This is a genomic window from Methylomonas rapida (assembly GCF_024360925.2).
GTDB classification, from domain to species: Bacteria; Pseudomonadota; Gammaproteobacteria; order Methylococcales; family Methylomonadaceae; genus Methylomonas; species Methylomonas rapida.
Genome location: NZ_CP113517.1, coordinates 1,864,401 through 1,881,416, shown reverse-complemented (window position 1 = coordinate 1,881,416; position 17,016 = coordinate 1,864,401). Strand labels below are relative to the sequence as shown.

The 17,016-nt window shown below is 49.4% G+C and carries 9 protein-coding genes; 2 read left to right on the top strand and 7 right to left on the bottom strand.

The features are described from left to right. Nucleotides 1-336: 336 nt before the first annotated feature. Together NM686_RS08890 and NM686_RS08885 are read left to right on the top strand one after the other, a co-directional pair. The gene (locus tag NM686_RS08890; RefSeq protein WP_255187525.1) at nt 337-5,871 is read left to right on the top strand and encodes a glutamate synthase-related protein; all 5,535 of its coding nucleotides are present in this window, start codon (nt 337-339) and stop codon (nt 5,869-5,871) included. A gap of 225 nt (nt 5,872-6,096) precedes the next feature. Continuing rightward, nucleotides 6,097-7,839, top strand: a complete 1,743-nt coding sequence (locus NM686_RS08885) for a sulfite reductase subunit alpha (protein WP_255187524.1) — start codon at nt 6,097-6,099, stop codon at nt 7,837-7,839. A gap of 421 nt (nt 7,840-8,260) precedes the next feature. On the opposite strand, the gene NM686_RS08880 is transcribed toward NM686_RS08885, so the two are convergent. From NM686_RS08880 to gmd, 7 genes are all read right to left on the bottom strand, one after another. Further along, nucleotides 8,261-9,646, bottom strand: coding sequence for an IS4 family transposase (locus NM686_RS08880; protein WP_255187523.1), 1,386 nt, complete (start codon nt 9,644-9,646; stop codon nt 8,261-8,263). Nucleotides 9,647-9,909: 263 nt separating this feature from the next. After that, a complete protein-coding gene (locus NM686_RS08875; RefSeq protein ID WP_255187522.1) occupies nt 9,910-10,803 on the bottom strand; it encodes an NAD-dependent epimerase/dehydratase family protein in 894 nt (297 codons plus the stop codon). Between the two features lie 11 nt (nt 10,804-10,814). Then, nucleotides 10,815-11,690 carry a glycosyltransferase family 2 protein gene (locus tag NM686_RS08870; protein ID WP_255187521.1) on the bottom strand — a complete coding sequence of 292 codons (876 nt, stop codon included), beginning with the start codon at nt 11,688-11,690 and terminating at the stop codon, nt 10,815-10,817. A gap of 145 nt (nt 11,691-11,835) precedes the next feature. After that, complete coding sequence (locus NM686_RS08865; protein ID WP_255187520.1) at nt 11,836-12,729, bottom strand: glycosyltransferase family 2 protein; 894 nt, start codon at nt 12,727-12,729, stop codon at nt 11,836-11,838. 114 nt (nt 12,730-12,843) lie between these two features. Beyond that, a complete protein-coding gene (locus NM686_RS08860) occupies nt 12,844-14,325 on the bottom strand; it encodes a glycosyltransferase family 4 protein (protein ID WP_255187519.1) in 1,482 nt (493 codons plus the stop codon). Between the two features lie 611 nt (nt 14,326-14,936). Continuing rightward, nucleotides 14,937-15,878 carry a GDP-L-fucose synthase gene (fcl, locus tag NM686_RS08855; protein WP_255187518.1) on the bottom strand — a complete coding sequence of 314 codons (942 nt, stop codon included), beginning with the start codon at nt 15,876-15,878 and terminating at the stop codon, nt 14,937-14,939. Beyond that, nucleotides 15,878-16,993 (bottom strand): GDP-mannose 4,6-dehydratase, encoded by a 1,116-nt coding sequence (gmd, locus tag NM686_RS08850; RefSeq protein ID WP_255187517.1) that lies wholly within the window; start codon nt 16,991-16,993, stop codon nt 15,878-15,880. Before gmd ends, fcl begins: the two co-directional genes overlap by 1 nt. Nucleotides 16,994-17,016 lie beyond the last annotated feature (23 nt).

The window sequence follows — 17,016 nt, the reverse complement described above, 5'->3', positions numbered from 1 at the left end:
CAGCGTCATTTTCATCAGTAACGCTCATGAAGGCTTTGCATCGCCCCGGCAAATGAAAGTTCTGGCTGTAGGAGCGACGCATAGTCGCGAATTGAAGCCATTTATCGCGACTGTGCGTCGCTCCCACAATGACTTTCAGAGTAATGAAATGACAGAAACGCCTTCGCATGTTATTATTGGAAAGTTTCACTAACAGAAATTTTTAACAAACCCACAGGTTTTGTGCCGCTTCCGACGACTCTAACACGCGGCAGACAGAAAAACCATAAACGGCGTTGCCCGTATGGCAAATACCCGGCAGCGCATTTGATTTAGCAAGACAGGATCTGGATAGCAATGATCAATAACGCCCAGAAAAAAAACTCAGTACAGATGCTTTATGATGCCGACTTGTCGCAGGACAGCTGCGGCGTAGGCTTCATCACGCGTAAGGACAGCAAGCAGACGCACGACCTGCTGGTCAAGTCCCACGAGGCACTCTGTACCATCCCTCATCGTGGCGGCATGAGCGCCGAGGGCATCGGGGATGGCGCGGGCGTTAACATCGATATTTCGTTGAAATTTTTCCGCAAAATCACCAACCTGGAAACCCTGCAACTGGGCCAATTCGGCGTCGCCAACTTCTTCTTTCCGGAAGACCACGACCACTACGACTCCATCGCGGTTCAACTGATCGAACAGCATCTGAAAGCATTCGACCTGCCGGTCATCAAATGGCGCGACGTGCCGGTCGACAAACTGGTGTTGAATGCAGCAGCCATCAAGGCGCAACTGCCGATCAAGCAATTGATCTTTGGCCGTCCTGCCTCGCTGAAAGACGCCAGCCACGACGAATTCGAAAGACATATCCAAAAAGCCTTGCTGGCCATCGAGGCCGACGGCTTCAATCGTCCTGAATTGCAGGGCTTTTATCCGTTGTCGATGAGTTCGCGCACCCTGGTTTACAAAGGCCGCCTGAACTCGTTCGAAGTGATTCCCTATTTCGTCGATTTGTACGACAAAGATCACGAAATCAGCACGCTGTTCTTCCATACCCGCTTCTCGACCAACACCGCGCCGGCGACGATGATGGCGCAGCCGTTCCGCTACATGGCGCACAACGGCGAGCTGAACACCGACAAGAAAAACCGCCTCAGCGAAAACGCGATCGCCCGGCAGAACAACAAACACATCGTATTTCCGTGCGGCCAATCCGACTCGGGCCGTCTGGACCAAACCCTGACCCGCCGCATCAACGAAGACGAGCTGGACATCGTCACCGCGATTCTGGCGATGATGCCGCCGGCCTGGGAAAACGACACCACCTTGTCGGCTGACGTCAGGGCCATGCTGGAATATTTCAGCCTGTACGAAGAGAAAAATGACGGCCCTGCGGCGCTGATTTTCAATGACGGCATTCGCGTCGGCGCCCGCCTGGACCGCTTGGGACTGCGCCCCTTGCGTTCGGTGGAAACCAACGAGTACCTGGCAGTGATGTCGGAAGCCGGTCAAATCGACTTTCCGCCGGAACACGTATTGAAACGCGGCCGCATCGAAGCCGGCGGCATGCTGTATTTCGACCACGCCACCGGCCAATCCTACGACAGCCATCAAGTACTGGAAAGACTGGCTCGGGAAAGAGATTACAAAGCCATGCTGGCGGAACGCTGCGTGCATATCGGCGCACTGCCGAAAGTGAATTTGGCCGAAATCGGCAACGACCATGAGCTGAACATCGACCAGCGCCATACCGCTTACTCGCTCAATCAAGAAAGCTTCAAGTTTTTGCTCGACCCTATCCTGCAGACTGGGCTGGAAAAAGTTTCGGCCATGGGTTACGGCCTGGCGCCCAACGCGCTCAGCGCGGCCGAAGGCGGCATGTCGCGTTACTTCAGCCAACGTTTCGCCCAGGTTACCAATCCGCCGCTGGATTCACTGCGCGAGAGCGACGGCATGACCTTGCGCGTGGCCCTGGGCGCGAAACCCACGTTTGCACCGAGCCACAGCAAACAGCTGATGATAGAGTCACCGATTCTACAGCGCACGCAACTGGAACAAATCCGCCGGCAAACCCAGGTCAAAACCATCACTCTGGACATGCTGTACGCGCCGGATTTCGCCGACGCGGCAAAAAACGAACAAGCCCTGGAACAAGCCTTGCATGCAGTCTGTGAACAAGTCGCACAGGCCGCGCGCAGCCATACCGGCATCATCATCCTGAGCGACGCCGATATCGGCAAAACCAAAGCCGCGATTCCGGCCATCCTGATGGTCGCGGCCGCCAACCAGCATATGGTTGCGCAAGGCCTGCGCTTCAACTCGTCGCTGATTCTGGAAACGGGTCAAGCGGCCAGCCCGCACGACGTCGCCACCATTCTGGGCTTCGGCGCCTCGGCGATTTGCCCATTGAGCGTGCATAACCGGGTCATGACCGAATACGCCGACCCAGAATCCCGACAAAAAGCCTTGTATAACTTCCAGAAAGGCGTCGAAAAATCGTTGATGAAAACCATGGGCAAATTCGGCCTGTGTACCGCGGAAAGTTATATCGGCGGTGAATTCTTCGAGTCCAACTATCTGGACACCGACGAGCCCAAATTGAAGCCTTACTTCCCGAACATCCACGCCTCGGTAGGCGGCGTGCGTTACGCCGACATTGCGGCCAGCGCCACCGAATGGCATCACAAGGCATTATCGGTCAAGGACGAAAACGATATTCCGTTCCTGGGCTTGTTCAAGGAACGTCAGGACGGCGCCGGCCATACCTTCGGCAATCTGGCGGTTCGCGAATATATCAACATGACCGACGAGCCGATTCTGTATGTACCGACCGCCACGGATGGTGGGAGTGCGGCAGTTGGTCTGGAACCAAAGCCGCCGAAGCAACAGGCCGACGAAGCCAGCGACACCGCCTATCGCGACTTTGGCTACGACAAACGCACGCCGGAGCAAATCGACGCCTTCGGCATCACACCGGCTTATCGCAGCTTTACCCGAAATCTGGCGCAAGAACGCGCCAATCGCCCCGCCGCGCTGCGCGACGTCATGGAATTTCCGGTAGACATCGGCAGCGCCAACAGCAAAGCCGATTTCGATCGCTTGCTGGGCAGTCAGAATCTATACGGCAACAATAATTTCCTGGTGCGCGGCCTGCAGGTCGAAAAAACCAATGGCGTGGTATTTTCGTTGCATTTCAGCCGCGACAACGCCAAGTCGCGCCTGGAGCAACTCGCCGAACACCTAAAAGCGCGCTTTGCCGGCCACGACTTTGGCTTGACCGTCGAAAACGATGTGATCAATGTTCGCGTCAACGACACGGACAGCATCCTGTACTTTTACCTGAACAATATCATTACCGCGCGCAACGGTATCACGTTGGACAAAGTGCAGCCTGCGCATGAAATTACCGCGGCATTCGCCTCCGGCGCGATGAGCCACGGTGCTCTGTTGGCCGAAGCGCATGAAGCGGTGGCGATGGGCACCAACATCGCCGGCGCCAAGAGCAACTCCGGCGAAGGCGGCGAGCATTCCAGCCGTTTCGGCACACTGCGTTCCAGCAAAATCAAACAATTCGCCTCCGGCCGTTTCGGCGTTTGGGCTGGCTATCTGGCTGATCCGACCATCGAGGAAATCGAAATCAAAATCGGCCAGGGTGCGAAACCCGGCGAAGGCGGTCAGCTGCCAGCGCCCAAAGTTTCGGTCGAAATCGCCGCACTGCGCGGCGGCACGCCGAAAGTGGAACTGGTCAGTCCACCGCCGCACCACGACACCTACTCGATCGAGGATTTGGGCCAATTGATCCACGACGCCAAGGCCGCACGTGTCAAGGTCGTGGTCAAACTGGTATCTTCGGAAGGTATAGGCACGATTGCGGTCGGCGTGGCCAAAGCCGGCGCCGACGTCATCAACGTGGCCGGCAACACCGGCGGTACTGGCGCCGCGGCGGTGACCAGCCTGAAAAACACCGGCCGTTCGCCGGAAATCGGCGTCGCCGAAGTCCATCAGGCCTTGGCTGCGAACGGCTTGCGCGATAAGGTCGTGCTGCGTTGCAGCGCCGCACACCAAAACGGTGTCGACGTCGTCAAATCGGCAATTCTGGGCGGCGACTCCTTCGAGTTCGGCACCACCGCATTGATGATGCTGCGCTGCGTGATGGCGAAAAACTGCAACATCCGCTGCCCCGCCGGCTTGACCACCGCCCATGAAGAATTCAAGGGCGATCCACGGGTATTGGCACAATTTTTCATGAACCTGGCGCACGAAGTCCGGGAAATCCTGGCGGACTGGGGCTACGGCAGCTTGCGCGAGATTCGAGGCCAAACCCAGTTGCTGCATTTGATCAACCATCCAAGCATGGTGGGCCAGATTCATTTGCAAAAACTGTTGGCCGAAGTCCAGGAAATCAAGATCGAAAAGCCGATTTACCTGGAAAAGGATTTCAGCATCGACGATAAAATCTTCGCCAAGGTCAAATCCGCCCTGTTCGAGCAAGGCCAGAAACAGGTCATCATCGAAGGCGACGATTTCAAACTGAACAACCGCAACAAAACCGTAGGCGGCCAAGCCGCGATCGACTTGGAGCGCTTGTTGCAATACGAACTGAGCGCCGAACAAGCCGCTGCCAGCAAGATCGTTTACACCAATCAGCATGGCCGCCGCTATCTGGCCGATGACACCATCATCGTCCGCACCCACGGTTCGGCCGGTCAAAGTTATGCGGCGTTCAACAACGACGGCATCCGCATGGAGCACACCGGCACCTGCAACGACGGTGTCGGCAAAACCGCCTGCGGCGGCGTCATCGTCATCAAATCGCCGGGCGGCGGCTCCAAGCTGCCGGGCGAAAACGTGCTGATCGGCAACTTTGCCTTGTTCGGCGCCTCCGGCGGCAAAACATTCATTAACGGCGAAGCCGGCGACCGTTTCGCGGTGCGCAATTCCGGCGCGATGGCCGTGGTCGAAGGTGTCGGCGATTTCGCTTGCGAATACATGATCAATGGCGCGGTCCTGAACCTGGGCGGCTTTGGCAAAGGCTTCTGCACCGGCATGTCCGGCGGCAATGCCTACCAATATGATCCCGACAACCGTTTGCAAAATCTGTACGACAAAACCTCGGTCAGCATGCATAGCCTGACCGAAGGTACCGAGGTCGCCGCGGCGCATGAGCAGTTCATCCTGTACATGCTGGAGCAGCACATCGAGTACACCGGTTCGGAAAAAGCCAAGGCCATCTTGTCAAACTGGTCGGACGCGCGCCAGCATTTCAAATTCGCGCTGCCGTTGTGGCTAAACAGAACCCAAACCGCCGAGTTCCTGAGCCAGACCATGGACCGCAAGGCGATGATAGAAGAGCTGTCGGTAGCGTTCGCGCAAAAACAAATCGGGCAAATCAAACAGGCCTACCAGACCAATACGACGCTGTTCAACGGCGCGATTCCAGGTTACGGCGATATCGACGGCGAACTGACCCTGAAATTGATCAACAGTTATGCGGTGATCGACAAGGCGCAACAAATCGCCAAGGACCAGCTGAATAAAGCCGGCCAACCGATCAGCGAAGTCTTGGTTGACAAACATGCGCGTAAATTGATCCTGGAACGTCCGCGCAAATTGCAAGACGCCTTGATCAAAAACATCCGCGAGGCTTATAGCCAATACGACGACGCACAGCTTGCCACCCTGATGGCGGCGAAACGTCTGGATGACTACAAGGCCACGCTGATGCTGCGCGACGTACAAAGCATTTACTCCATCGGCTCGACCGCCTGGATCATCGAACAGGACAACCTCAATCGTCAGGCGCTAGCCGGCGTGCCATCCGTCGATAAAAACCTGGCCAGCCTGGAAAGCATGGCCATCGTCAAGGATATGCTGGAAAACCAGGCCGCGTAACCTAAGGCATGAACAAGAAATAATCTAGGCAAGTATCGGTGTAGGCGCGGATTTAACCGCACAGTGAGAATGAATTCGCACCTGCCATTGCCAAGCTTATTTCTTACAGACTCCTAACCAGGATAGGCTGGGTACGGCGGACCTTTCAGGTTATACAGCTCGCCCAGCCTACGTTGATTTATAAAAATGACCAAGCCGACTGAAACGGCCCAATTTGGTAAAGAAATGAAAACACCTTTTATCCCGTTAAACGCACCTTACAGTGACACTCAACGTGCCTGGCTGAACGGCTTTTTTGCCGGCATGCACAGCCATATGCTGCACAGCGCGGGCAGCATCAATGCGTCAAACGCCCGCACGCTGCATATCCTGTTCGGCAGCCAAACCGGCAATTCCGAATCGCTGGCGACCGATGCCGCCAACCGCGCGAAAAGCCATGGCTTGATTCCTGTGGTCAAAAGCATGGACGAAGTGGAAATCAGCCAATTGCCGTCCATGGAATATCTATTGATCATTACCAGCACTTACGGCGAAGGCGCCATGCCGGACAACGCCGAAATGCTCTGGGAAGCCGCTAGCGACGACGCGGCCCCTCGCCTGGAAAACGTCAAATATTCTGTGTTGGCCCTGGGCGACACCAGCTATGACTTGTTCTGCCAAGCCGGCATAGACTGGGACAACCGCTTGCAGACGTTGGGCGCGAAACGTCTATTCGAGCGCGTCGATTGCGATGTGGATTTTGAAGCGCCCGCCGAAAAATGGATCAGCGAGGTAATTCCGTTGATGGCCGAAGGCGCCGCGACTGTTTCCGTGATCGACAGCGAAGTGCCCACGGCGGCCAAATCGGTTTACAACCGTAAAAACCCCTTCCCTGCAAAAATGTTGGTCAACCATCTGCTGACCGCGGCCAATTCCTCCAAGGAAACCCGTCATTACGAAATCTCGATTGCAGGTTCCGACCTGAGCTACGAGGCTGGCGACGCGATGTGCGTGGTCCCAACCAACTGCCCGCAACTGGTGGCCGACATCGTAAAGGCCTTGGGTTGCAGCGGCAACGAAGAAGAACCCGTGAACGGCGAATTGATGCAACTGTCCGAAGCCTTGCGCACGCATTTTGAAATCAAGCTGCCTGGCAAGGAATTGATCGAGGAAATCGCCAACCGTTCGGGCGACCAGGAACTGAACGCCCTGCTGCATAACGGCAACAAGGACAAGTTGAGCGATTATCTCTGGGGCCGCGACATCCTGGATTTGTTGCAGCAATTCCCTGGAGTGGAATTTTCCGCCGCCGAGTTCTTGCGTCTGCTGAAACCCTTGCAACATCGCGCCTACTCGATTTCGTCCAGCAGTAAAAAATATCCGGACAGCGTGCATTTGACGGTTGCCAGCGTGCGTTACGACGCGCATGGCCGCCAGCACAAAGGCGTCTGCTCGACTTACCTGGCCGATTTGGTCGACGAAAACACCGAAGTCAAAATTTTCTTCACGCCCAACAACAACTTCCGCGTACCCAGCGATGACAGCCTGCCCATGATCATGGTCGGCCCCGGTACCGGTATCGCCCCGTTCCGCGCCTTCTTGCAGGAACGCGAGGCTCGCAATGCCTCGGGCAAAAACTGGCTGTTCTTCGGCGACCGCAATGCGGCGACGGATTTCATCTACCGCGAAGAAATCGAAGCGATGCAAGCCAGTGGTTTATTGACGCGTCTTGACCTGGCCTTTTCCCGCGACCAGGCCGAAAAAATCTATGTGCAAGATAGAATGATGGAACACGGCGCCGAATTGTATGCCTGGTTGGAGGAAGGCGGTTATTTCTTCGTCTGCGGCGATGCCTACCGGATGGCCAAGGACGTCGACCAGGCCCTGCACGACGTCATCCGCATCCACGGCAACAAATCCGCAACCGAAGCCGCCGAGTACGTCAATCAATTGAAAAAAGATAAGCGCTACGTCAGGGATGTTTATTGATTGGAAGGGGCGCTTTTAGAGTTGTAAACAACTCTGCGGGAGGTAAAAGCCCTCTCCTCGCGGGTTGGGGTGAGGGTTTAATGTAAGTATTTGATTTATTGCCCTCATCCTAGCCTTCTCCCAAAGAGAGAAGGAACTGTTTTGACTCACCCAACGGAGGACGAGGAAGCAAAATGCGGAGTAGGGAGAGAATAGCCGCTTCCCGGTATGCATGACGATATTTGTGTACGAGATGGAGTAAGGAATGTGTGAGAAATATGCTCAACAATGGTAGGTGCAAATTCATTCGCACCGTGCGGATAAATCCACACCTACGCCGAATACTTGCATAGATTATTTGATGTTCACTCCTAAGGATATAATTACAAATAACTTACCCGTTCCGGAACGTACTCTGGTTCCCACGGTCCTCCGCTCATCGTTATACACATCTCTGTGCGACAACCTGCTGAGCTTCCAATGCAATGACAAAATCGCGCAAACGCTGCAGTCCGATCCACATGGCTTTGGCACCCGGCGGCCCGTCATGCTTGCGTCCGAGATAACCGCCCAAGCTCGCCACCAAGAGAATCACTTCGCCCAAGCGAGGTGGCGTAAGCGGCGGCGGGCAAAGCTTAACCACAATGTAAGCAGCCCGCCACTCCTGTGGATCGAAGATAATTTCACAATCCATGTCCGGCGTAGTCCGTCCCAACATCAGCGTGAACAATACCCGCCAGGCAATAACCATGTACAACGCTAAACAAGGTAGCAGTCGGTCCTCGGTTTCCAGATGCAGTCGCTTAATCTGGCATCCGCTCTTGAGCACATGGAAGTACACTTCAATGCACCACCGCACGGCGTACCACATGACGATCGTTGCCGCCTGTTCGAAACAATCGATCGGCAAGCTAGTCAACAATAGCCATTCCAAACGTTCCACGCCAGACGGTGGTGCATCTTCGCGTGCCAGCACCGCATTGATGGTGAGTTCCGGTAGCCGATACCCTATCCGCTTAGGCGGTTTGAGGGTCACTGTAATGGCGCGTAACGTGATATGCGCCAGTCGCGCCGTGCGGTTCGGTCGCGGTTTGACGTTCACCTCAGAGTAACCCAATACAGGAGCTTGCTCCACGGCGGCCCACAGGCATTTCGTACCGTTCTCCGGCGAAGCCAACACTCGGTTTTGCGCCGCACGTACGATCCATTGAGCCCGTACCGCAGGTGCGTAGTCATGGTATTCGGCAAACCACTCGTAAATATCGCCCTCCCTGTCGGCAAGATTGATCAGCAGGGTGTCCGGCATTTGCGCCTGTAAAGCGCAACTGTCCTGGTAACTTTCCAGCCAATGGCGACTCTCTTTTTCGTCTACGCCTTTGTGAAGTCGTTCACTCCTTTGGCTTGGGATCTCTCGAGGCCAATACGATGCTTTCACGACACCCAAACAAATACGCGATGGCGTAAAGGCAACTGTCGGATGCAGGCGGCGCAAGTGTTTCTCCACGTCTTTCACTGTGCCAAGTCCCTTCGGCCCCAAGCAAATATTCTTATCGTCCTCGGTGGTGTCCTGTGCCAGCAGCACGATTGGGCTGCTCTTCATGCGCTCGATCGTGGCATCTCGATGCGGCGCCAGTATCTTCTCGAATGTCGTCTTAGCGTTATTGAAGAAGCGATAGGCTCCCATCGTCTCCTTCCAGCCTCCGCAGGCCGCCGGAATACTGAGTTGTGGATGCTCGCCCAATTGCTCCAATAGCAAGGCCAATCTCTTGTTTAGACGTTGATCTTCCAAATTGGCAGTTTGCACTTCTTCTTCGGCCCAGTTGCTCATCGCCTTTCTCCTGTTTCTGTGTCTCCTTGTAGTTTAGTCTTTGAGGGACTTGTGTATAACGATGAGCGGTCCTCCGTGGGAACCCATGCGAAGCCCGAGCGCAAGTAAGAAGCTGTTCCTGACGTGGGAACGAGGCGGAGCATGGGAACGATGATCCCGGAGTGCGGGAAATTATTCTCAACCAAATCCTAAGGGAATAATCAGGTATGTTATTTGCGGCAATATCCTTCGCGATTTTTCAATTGCTCGACATCATCCTCATGTCAAGGCAAATCATCAGCCGACAATGAAAAACCTCTAGGTTTGAAACCCAAATCCCGTTCCGCTTCGGTGTGATCGAAAACCATATCCTGATTCATGCGCTCCACCATCGCAAACGACCATTTCCGGTAGCGTGGAATCAAACTCAACAAAACCATCATGACCCGTAATAATCCGACAGGCATGTTAAAAAAGCGCGGCTTGCGTTGTAACACCTGAAAAACCCTCGCCACCATTTCCCTATAGCTCAATACTTCCCCGCCAGAGAGGTTATAGCTCTTATTTACGGCGGATGGAGAAATTAAGGCCGCCTGACAAGCCAAAGCAACATCGCAGCAATGAACGGGTTGTCGCAGACCGCTTGCTCCACCCAATAACGGAAAAAAGCCAAATTTTCGAATCAGGCGTATGATTTCACAGATGTTTTTATCCTTGCCCAGCCCATAAATCAAAGTCGGGCGCAATATCACAAACTCGACGCCATGCCTTTCCGCCCAGTTTTGTAATTCAAATTCCGATTCCACAAAACTCTGCGCCAATGCCTGATCCTGCGGATCTGACGCATTTTGCTTGGTAAAACGACTGGTTGACGATAACGCCACAATACGCTTGGCGCCACTAGCCTTAAATGTCTCGAAATATGCCGGTAAAACTCGTATCGGCGCAAGGGAAATCCAATAAGGAATGCTATGATCCGCACATACCGCATCAATGCTGCTTATGGCTCGCCAGATTACTTTGGTTTCATCTAACTCAAGGAATTCTCCATCGCCTGAGTTTTCATGGCCAATCCGGCGCGAAAAAGCAATAACATCAAAACCATCACGTGCCAACAAGGGCAATAAGGCTTGCCCGACATGGCTACTTGCTCCCAATACCCCAACAAGATTATTCATATCCAGAATCACTAACCATGCCAGAAGCGACGAAATGTGTAATAGCTTGCCACCGCCGCGAATCTAAACCAAACGCCCAAAGCCACCAGCCACATCAAAATACCGGGGTACTGGTGCTGAAAAAATTTGCGATAAAAGCGCATCATGCCTTTGTGCTTGTGCCACTCCACAAAAACGGGTCTAGACCGACTACAGGCACCCTGTTCATGTACAATTTTTGCTGTGGGAACAAACATAATCTTCCAACCCTTTCGCCGAAAGCGCATGCACCAGTCCAGGTCTTCACAATGAAGGAAATAACCTTCGTCCCATAGACCAACACTCTCAATTGCCTGGCGTTTGACCAACATACAGGCGCCAGAAATGGCTTCTACTCCAATAGGGGTTGCGGGCAAGGGGTGTTTATGCAGATCAAAATCAAAAAACAAACGTGGCCATCGCGTTTCTAAACGATGCAAACCAAATGCCCGTACAAAAGAACGCCAGGGTGTTGGCACTAATCGTCGCCCACCGGCCTGTTCACTACCATCCGGGTTTATCAGCAAGCCGCCGACCATGCCAATCGCATCATCACTATACAAACAGTCAATGAGACTTTCCAAAGAACCAGAAGGCAAGGAACAATCAGGATTGAAGAACAACACAAGCTCAGAATCGACTTGATTCAAACCTATATTGCAAGCAGATGCAAATCCAATATTGACAGAATTACGAATAATATTGACACGCGATAGTTGACTAATAGCGTCTAAACTTGAATCAGTCGATGCGTTATCTACAACTACAACTTGTTGAATATGCGCACAATTTAACAGTGAATTAACACAAGCGCTAAGCAATATACCAGCATTGAAGTTCACGATAATTGCTGAGACTTGATTAATCATAATTTTTGCTTATCATTAAAGAAAAAATGAGTATCTAATATGAGATGTATATCTATAATTCCATTCATTTTTTGGATTACTTGCTGTTTCGAGACTTCAGTTTTACGCTAGTCAATTTAAATTGGGCTTGTCACTTAACCATGATTTATCCGGGAATAAACTTACCCATTCGCCCTTTCAGTCCATGCCATACTCCTTTAGCCATCATTTTACAATATTTAAGCCGAGGCGTTACAAAGAGAGAGTAAAGAAAAAAACGTAGCAATAGCGTTCGAATAAAAATCAACTTCCAACCTAATGGGATATATGATTTAAACAACAATCTTATAGCATTCCGAAAAATGTAATAGTGGCGTAATGGACTATGATGCAATAGAGTGAACCCCAAAAACTTTAAAGGCTCTTCACCAAGATTATGCTGCATTGTTGTAGAACATACCCCATACGACTGATACCCACATGCCTTTGCCCGCAAACACCATTCTATGTCAATTTGATCAATAAAAAACTCATCATTCATCATACCTACTTCGTCAAGAGTACAGATTGGTATTAAGGAACCAGATGAGATAATGAAATCAGAAGGCACTATTTCCTGTTCATACAGGACTTTTTTTAGTCTAATACCAATAAGACGTGAGAATGAAGGGCGATCGACATTTCGCTCATCCACATATTTTGGCCCGACCGCTGCAACCTTGTTACCTTTAGCTTGTTCATTCTTTAACGCCATGGCTAAACAATTAACCATACCATGTTCAGGCAGGCTATCTTGATCGAATAATACGACAGCATCAGCACCTTCCGTTCGAGCCCAAACAATTCCTTTATTTTGCGCAGTTGCCACCCCGGTATTTTCAGCTAGAAAAATGCCATGCACTTTCTGTGCGTAGAATTTATTAAACCAATTGTAAAAATCATTCCCCGAGCAATTATCCACTACGACTACAGTATCAACCTGGGAATTCAAAATATCCAGCAAAGCACCTAACGCATTAAATTCCGGATGAAATGTAACAACAATTGCCACGACTTTCATTCAAATCAATATCGAAACCGGCATGAACAGCAAAAAAAGCAATAAATACTCTTATCCATTTGTTTTTCGCAAGATAGAATACATAACAATATATTTAAACCAACAAAACTATAATTAATTATTCACACCAAAAGATGTACGCCCAATTAATTTTTTCTTAATCTTTCTCAAATAACGATATGTAACATATCCTAGTTTATTAAAAATAACATAAAGAAAACTTCTATTTTTTTCCACATAAGCTTCAAGCCCACTAATTCTCCGATGACTATGCTCGATGTATCGAGAGTAATCACCCAACAACTCCTTAATATTATAATTAATACCTGAATCTTTCATTCCTGCCAACAACTTCAACCTTAAAGCCAAAGACAAATCGACAGGTAATTCAAACCCCTTACCACCCCATATTTTTTTTGCAATCATGGGGTTAAAGTTATGACATGCAATTTTATAGGCCTTTTCCAATTTCAAAGCCTGCGACTTTGCATCAAAATGAATTTCAGCAAAGCGACGCCCAGATTTTGCCATCATTTCAGCCAGCTCTGGATTTGAAAAAATTGCAATACACCTTTCTGCAATTTCTTCGGCACTACCAGTCTCGGTTAAAACCACATCAACACCATCAATCAACAAATTTGCGATATTTGCACTTGGCATAACCACTGGTCGTCCCATTGCCAAGAATTCTGGTAATTTACATGGTAATCTCAAATCTTCAAAAGGGTCTACCTTTCCTGGCTGAACCAGAACATCCGCCAAAGACAAAAGATTAGGGAGTTCCTCTCTAGGTAAAAGACCTAAATCAAGAATTTTATCAGCAGAGCCTTTTGGCAAAGTTTTAGTAAAATCTAATTTAAAAGGGCCTGTTCTCAAAAGCTTACAAGGAAAGCCTTTGTTATTTATAAGATGAACAGCCTCACAAAGTGATTTAATCAGTGGTTTGGTGAATCCATTAATGCCACCAGGATAAACAATTATCTTTTCATTCTGCTTGATACCATACTTTTCTCTTAGCAATGGATCAACCTTTCTTGGAGCAAAAAATTCAAGATCAACACACGGCATGACCGTTTCACAATGCACCCATGGAGGAACTTCAATTGCAAGTTTTTCCTGAATAACCACTGCTACATCAGCAAGCCCAATGAAGCTATGATAACGAAACGGATGTGAAAATGAATTTGTAATTTTTCTTGAAACATGCAAATCTGTTTGTTGCAATAAGTTTCTTTCATCAATTCCTAACTCATGACAAGAAATCCAATATTCATTATCTTCTAAATAAATGACCCATGGTGTAGGGACCATTGCCAAATATAAGGTTATAAACTCCCTAACAACTTCACGAGGCGTCCAGGCATGGACAACATCTGCTGGCTTACCATCAGCAAAAACAACAGAAGGATTATCTAATACTTCATCGAATAGAAATACGCTAAACCAAGCGTTGTCGTATTGATTTTTTGACTCTAAATTATCCGGTATAGTTACAGCACATTGATGCCCAAGCGATTGCAATTCACGTGCATATAAAGCTAAATGATTAGCACTGTTGGAGTAAAGATCTCCATATAGGACGAATAATATCTTCATTACACAATTAAAATCACTGCAGTCGTTAATTAGGATGCATAAAATAAAACTCCCTCAGCAGAATCAATTGAATAATTATTAAGCATGCAACTATTTTATTACACAATCCTAAACCGTGTCTTTCTCAGCATGACTTTGACTAAGATCAATTGTCTGCCCTATATGAGGATCGGCTTGAATGAAAAAACCAGTAACTTGAGGAATATTAAAGTTATTTCGATTCGTTGGAGGCACACAAAGACCCAGACTGGCCTATTAGGAATCATTATTTATAATTAAAAAATCTAGCCCAATCACAAATACGAAAGCTAAAGATATTTTTACAGACCTTAGTACATAATACGCAAATATAAATTGATAAATTAATAATTCGTTGCAAAATAACTTCCGAAGTTTCTCCCTCGACCGAGGTGTCGTCATAAAAGTAAAAAATACCAAGGCTATTCGGCAATAGCTCAAAAGACGCTCTAGTGCCCCGAACCGCAGAGCGGTTCAGGCTGCATTCCCACGCGGAGCATGGGAACGATGCCGTAGGGGGAAATTATTTTCAGTCAAATCCTAAGGACATGTTTCTTTCATCAAAAGGAACAAGTTTTTTATAGCGAGCACCACTAAACAATGCCTTTAGTCAAAAAGTCCGCATAAGCCATAGCAATACCATCTTGCAAGGAAACTTTAGCCTTCCAGCCTAAGTTCCGCATCCGATTGACATTTAGAAGTTTGCGAGGAGTACCATCGGGCTTACTATCATCAAATATCAAAGTGCCTTCCAAGTCCACGACACGCATGACTGTTTCAGCCAACTCGCGAATAGTAACGTCTACACCAGTACCAACATTGTAAATACCGTCACTAACACCTTTCTCCATCAAAAACACACAAGCATCGGCCATGTCATCGACGTATAAAAACTCTCGCATCGGCTTACCCGAACCCCACACTATCAACTCTTTTTTTCCATGCAACTTCGCTTCATGGGTTTTGCGAATCAATGCCGGCAATACATGACTGTTGTTTAAGTCGTAATTATCGTTGGGACCATATAAATTGGTCGGCATCACCGATACATATTTAGTTCCATACTGGCGATTGTAACTCTCACACAACTTTATACCGGCAATCTTGGCAATTGCATAAGGTTCATTGGTTGATTCCAATGGCCCTGTCAGCAAATATTCCTCCTTGATCGGCTGAGGACAGTCACGCGGATAAATACAACTGGAGCCCAAAAAGCACATGCGCTCACAGCCTGCCTGATGAGCAGCGGATATGATATTCGCTTCGACCATTAGGTTTTCGAATATAAAATCCGCCCGGTAGGTGTTATTGGCATGAATCCCACCCACTTTAGCTGCCGCTAAAAAAACATAGTCAGGCATTTCTGATTTGAAGAAGGCGTAAACAGCAGATTGATCAAGCAAATCCAACTCGGCTCGGGTACGAGTGATAACACCGGTGTACCCCTTGTTTTGCAAATTGCGCACTATTGCAGAACCAACCATCCCCCGATGACCAGCAACATAGATTTTGGCATTTTTCGCAATGTACTCCATTATTCGCGCCCCACACTCACTCTAAAGCCTTTGCTCTTGAGCAGACCGTGTTGCTTGGCTTTATCCAGATCGTAAGCAACCATTTCTTCAACCATTTCATCCAACGTAATTTTGGGCACCCAACCAAGTCTTTCTTTAGCTTTAGTGGGATCGCCTAGCAACGTTTCGACTTCAGCTGGACGGAAGTAACGTGGATCTATCTTGACGACAATATCACCCACTTTCAACGCAGGCGCATTTTCCCCGGTAATCGAAACGACTCGACCAAACTCATTCACACCTTCGCCTTCCCAAGCTAGTTCAATACCTAAATGAGCTGCAGTTTTATTGATGAATTCACGCACGGTATATTGAATGCCGGTGGCAATCACAAAATCTTCAGGATTATCCTGTTGTAACATCAGCCACTGCATTTCAACGTAATCTTTAGCATGCCCCCAATCACGCAGTGCATCCAGGTTACCCATAAACAAACATTGATCTAGACCTTGCGCAATGTTTGACAAACCTCGGGTAATTTTACGAGTGACGAATGTTTCTCCACGGCGTGGTGACTCGTGGTTGAAAAGAATACCATTACATGCATATAGGCCATATGCCTCACGGTAGTTAACGGTAATCCAGTAAGCATAAAGCTTGGCCACCGCATAAGGTGAACGAGGATAAAACGGCGTAGTTTCCTTTTGTGGAATTTCTTGAACCAAACCGTACAATTCAGAGGTACTAGCCTGATAAAAGCGGGTTTTTTTCTCCAACCCTAGAAATCGAATACCTTCAAGCAAACGCAAAGTGCCAATCGCATCGACATCGGCTGTATATTCCGGCGATTCAAAGCTTACCGCAACATGTGACTGAGCGCCCAAGTTATACACCTCATCCGGCTGTACTTCCTGCAAAATGCGAATCAAATTGGAAGTGTCAGTCAAATCACCATAATGCAGCTTGAGCATGGGATGGGCTGCATGCGGGTCTTCATAAATGTGGTCGATGCGTTCTGTATTAAATAACGACGCACGGCGTTTGATGCCATGCACTTCGTAGCCTTTAGCCAATAGCAATTCAGCTAAGTAAGAACCATCCTGCCCGGTAATACCGGTAATTAACGTTTTTTTCATGTTTAACTAAGTCGTCTAATAAT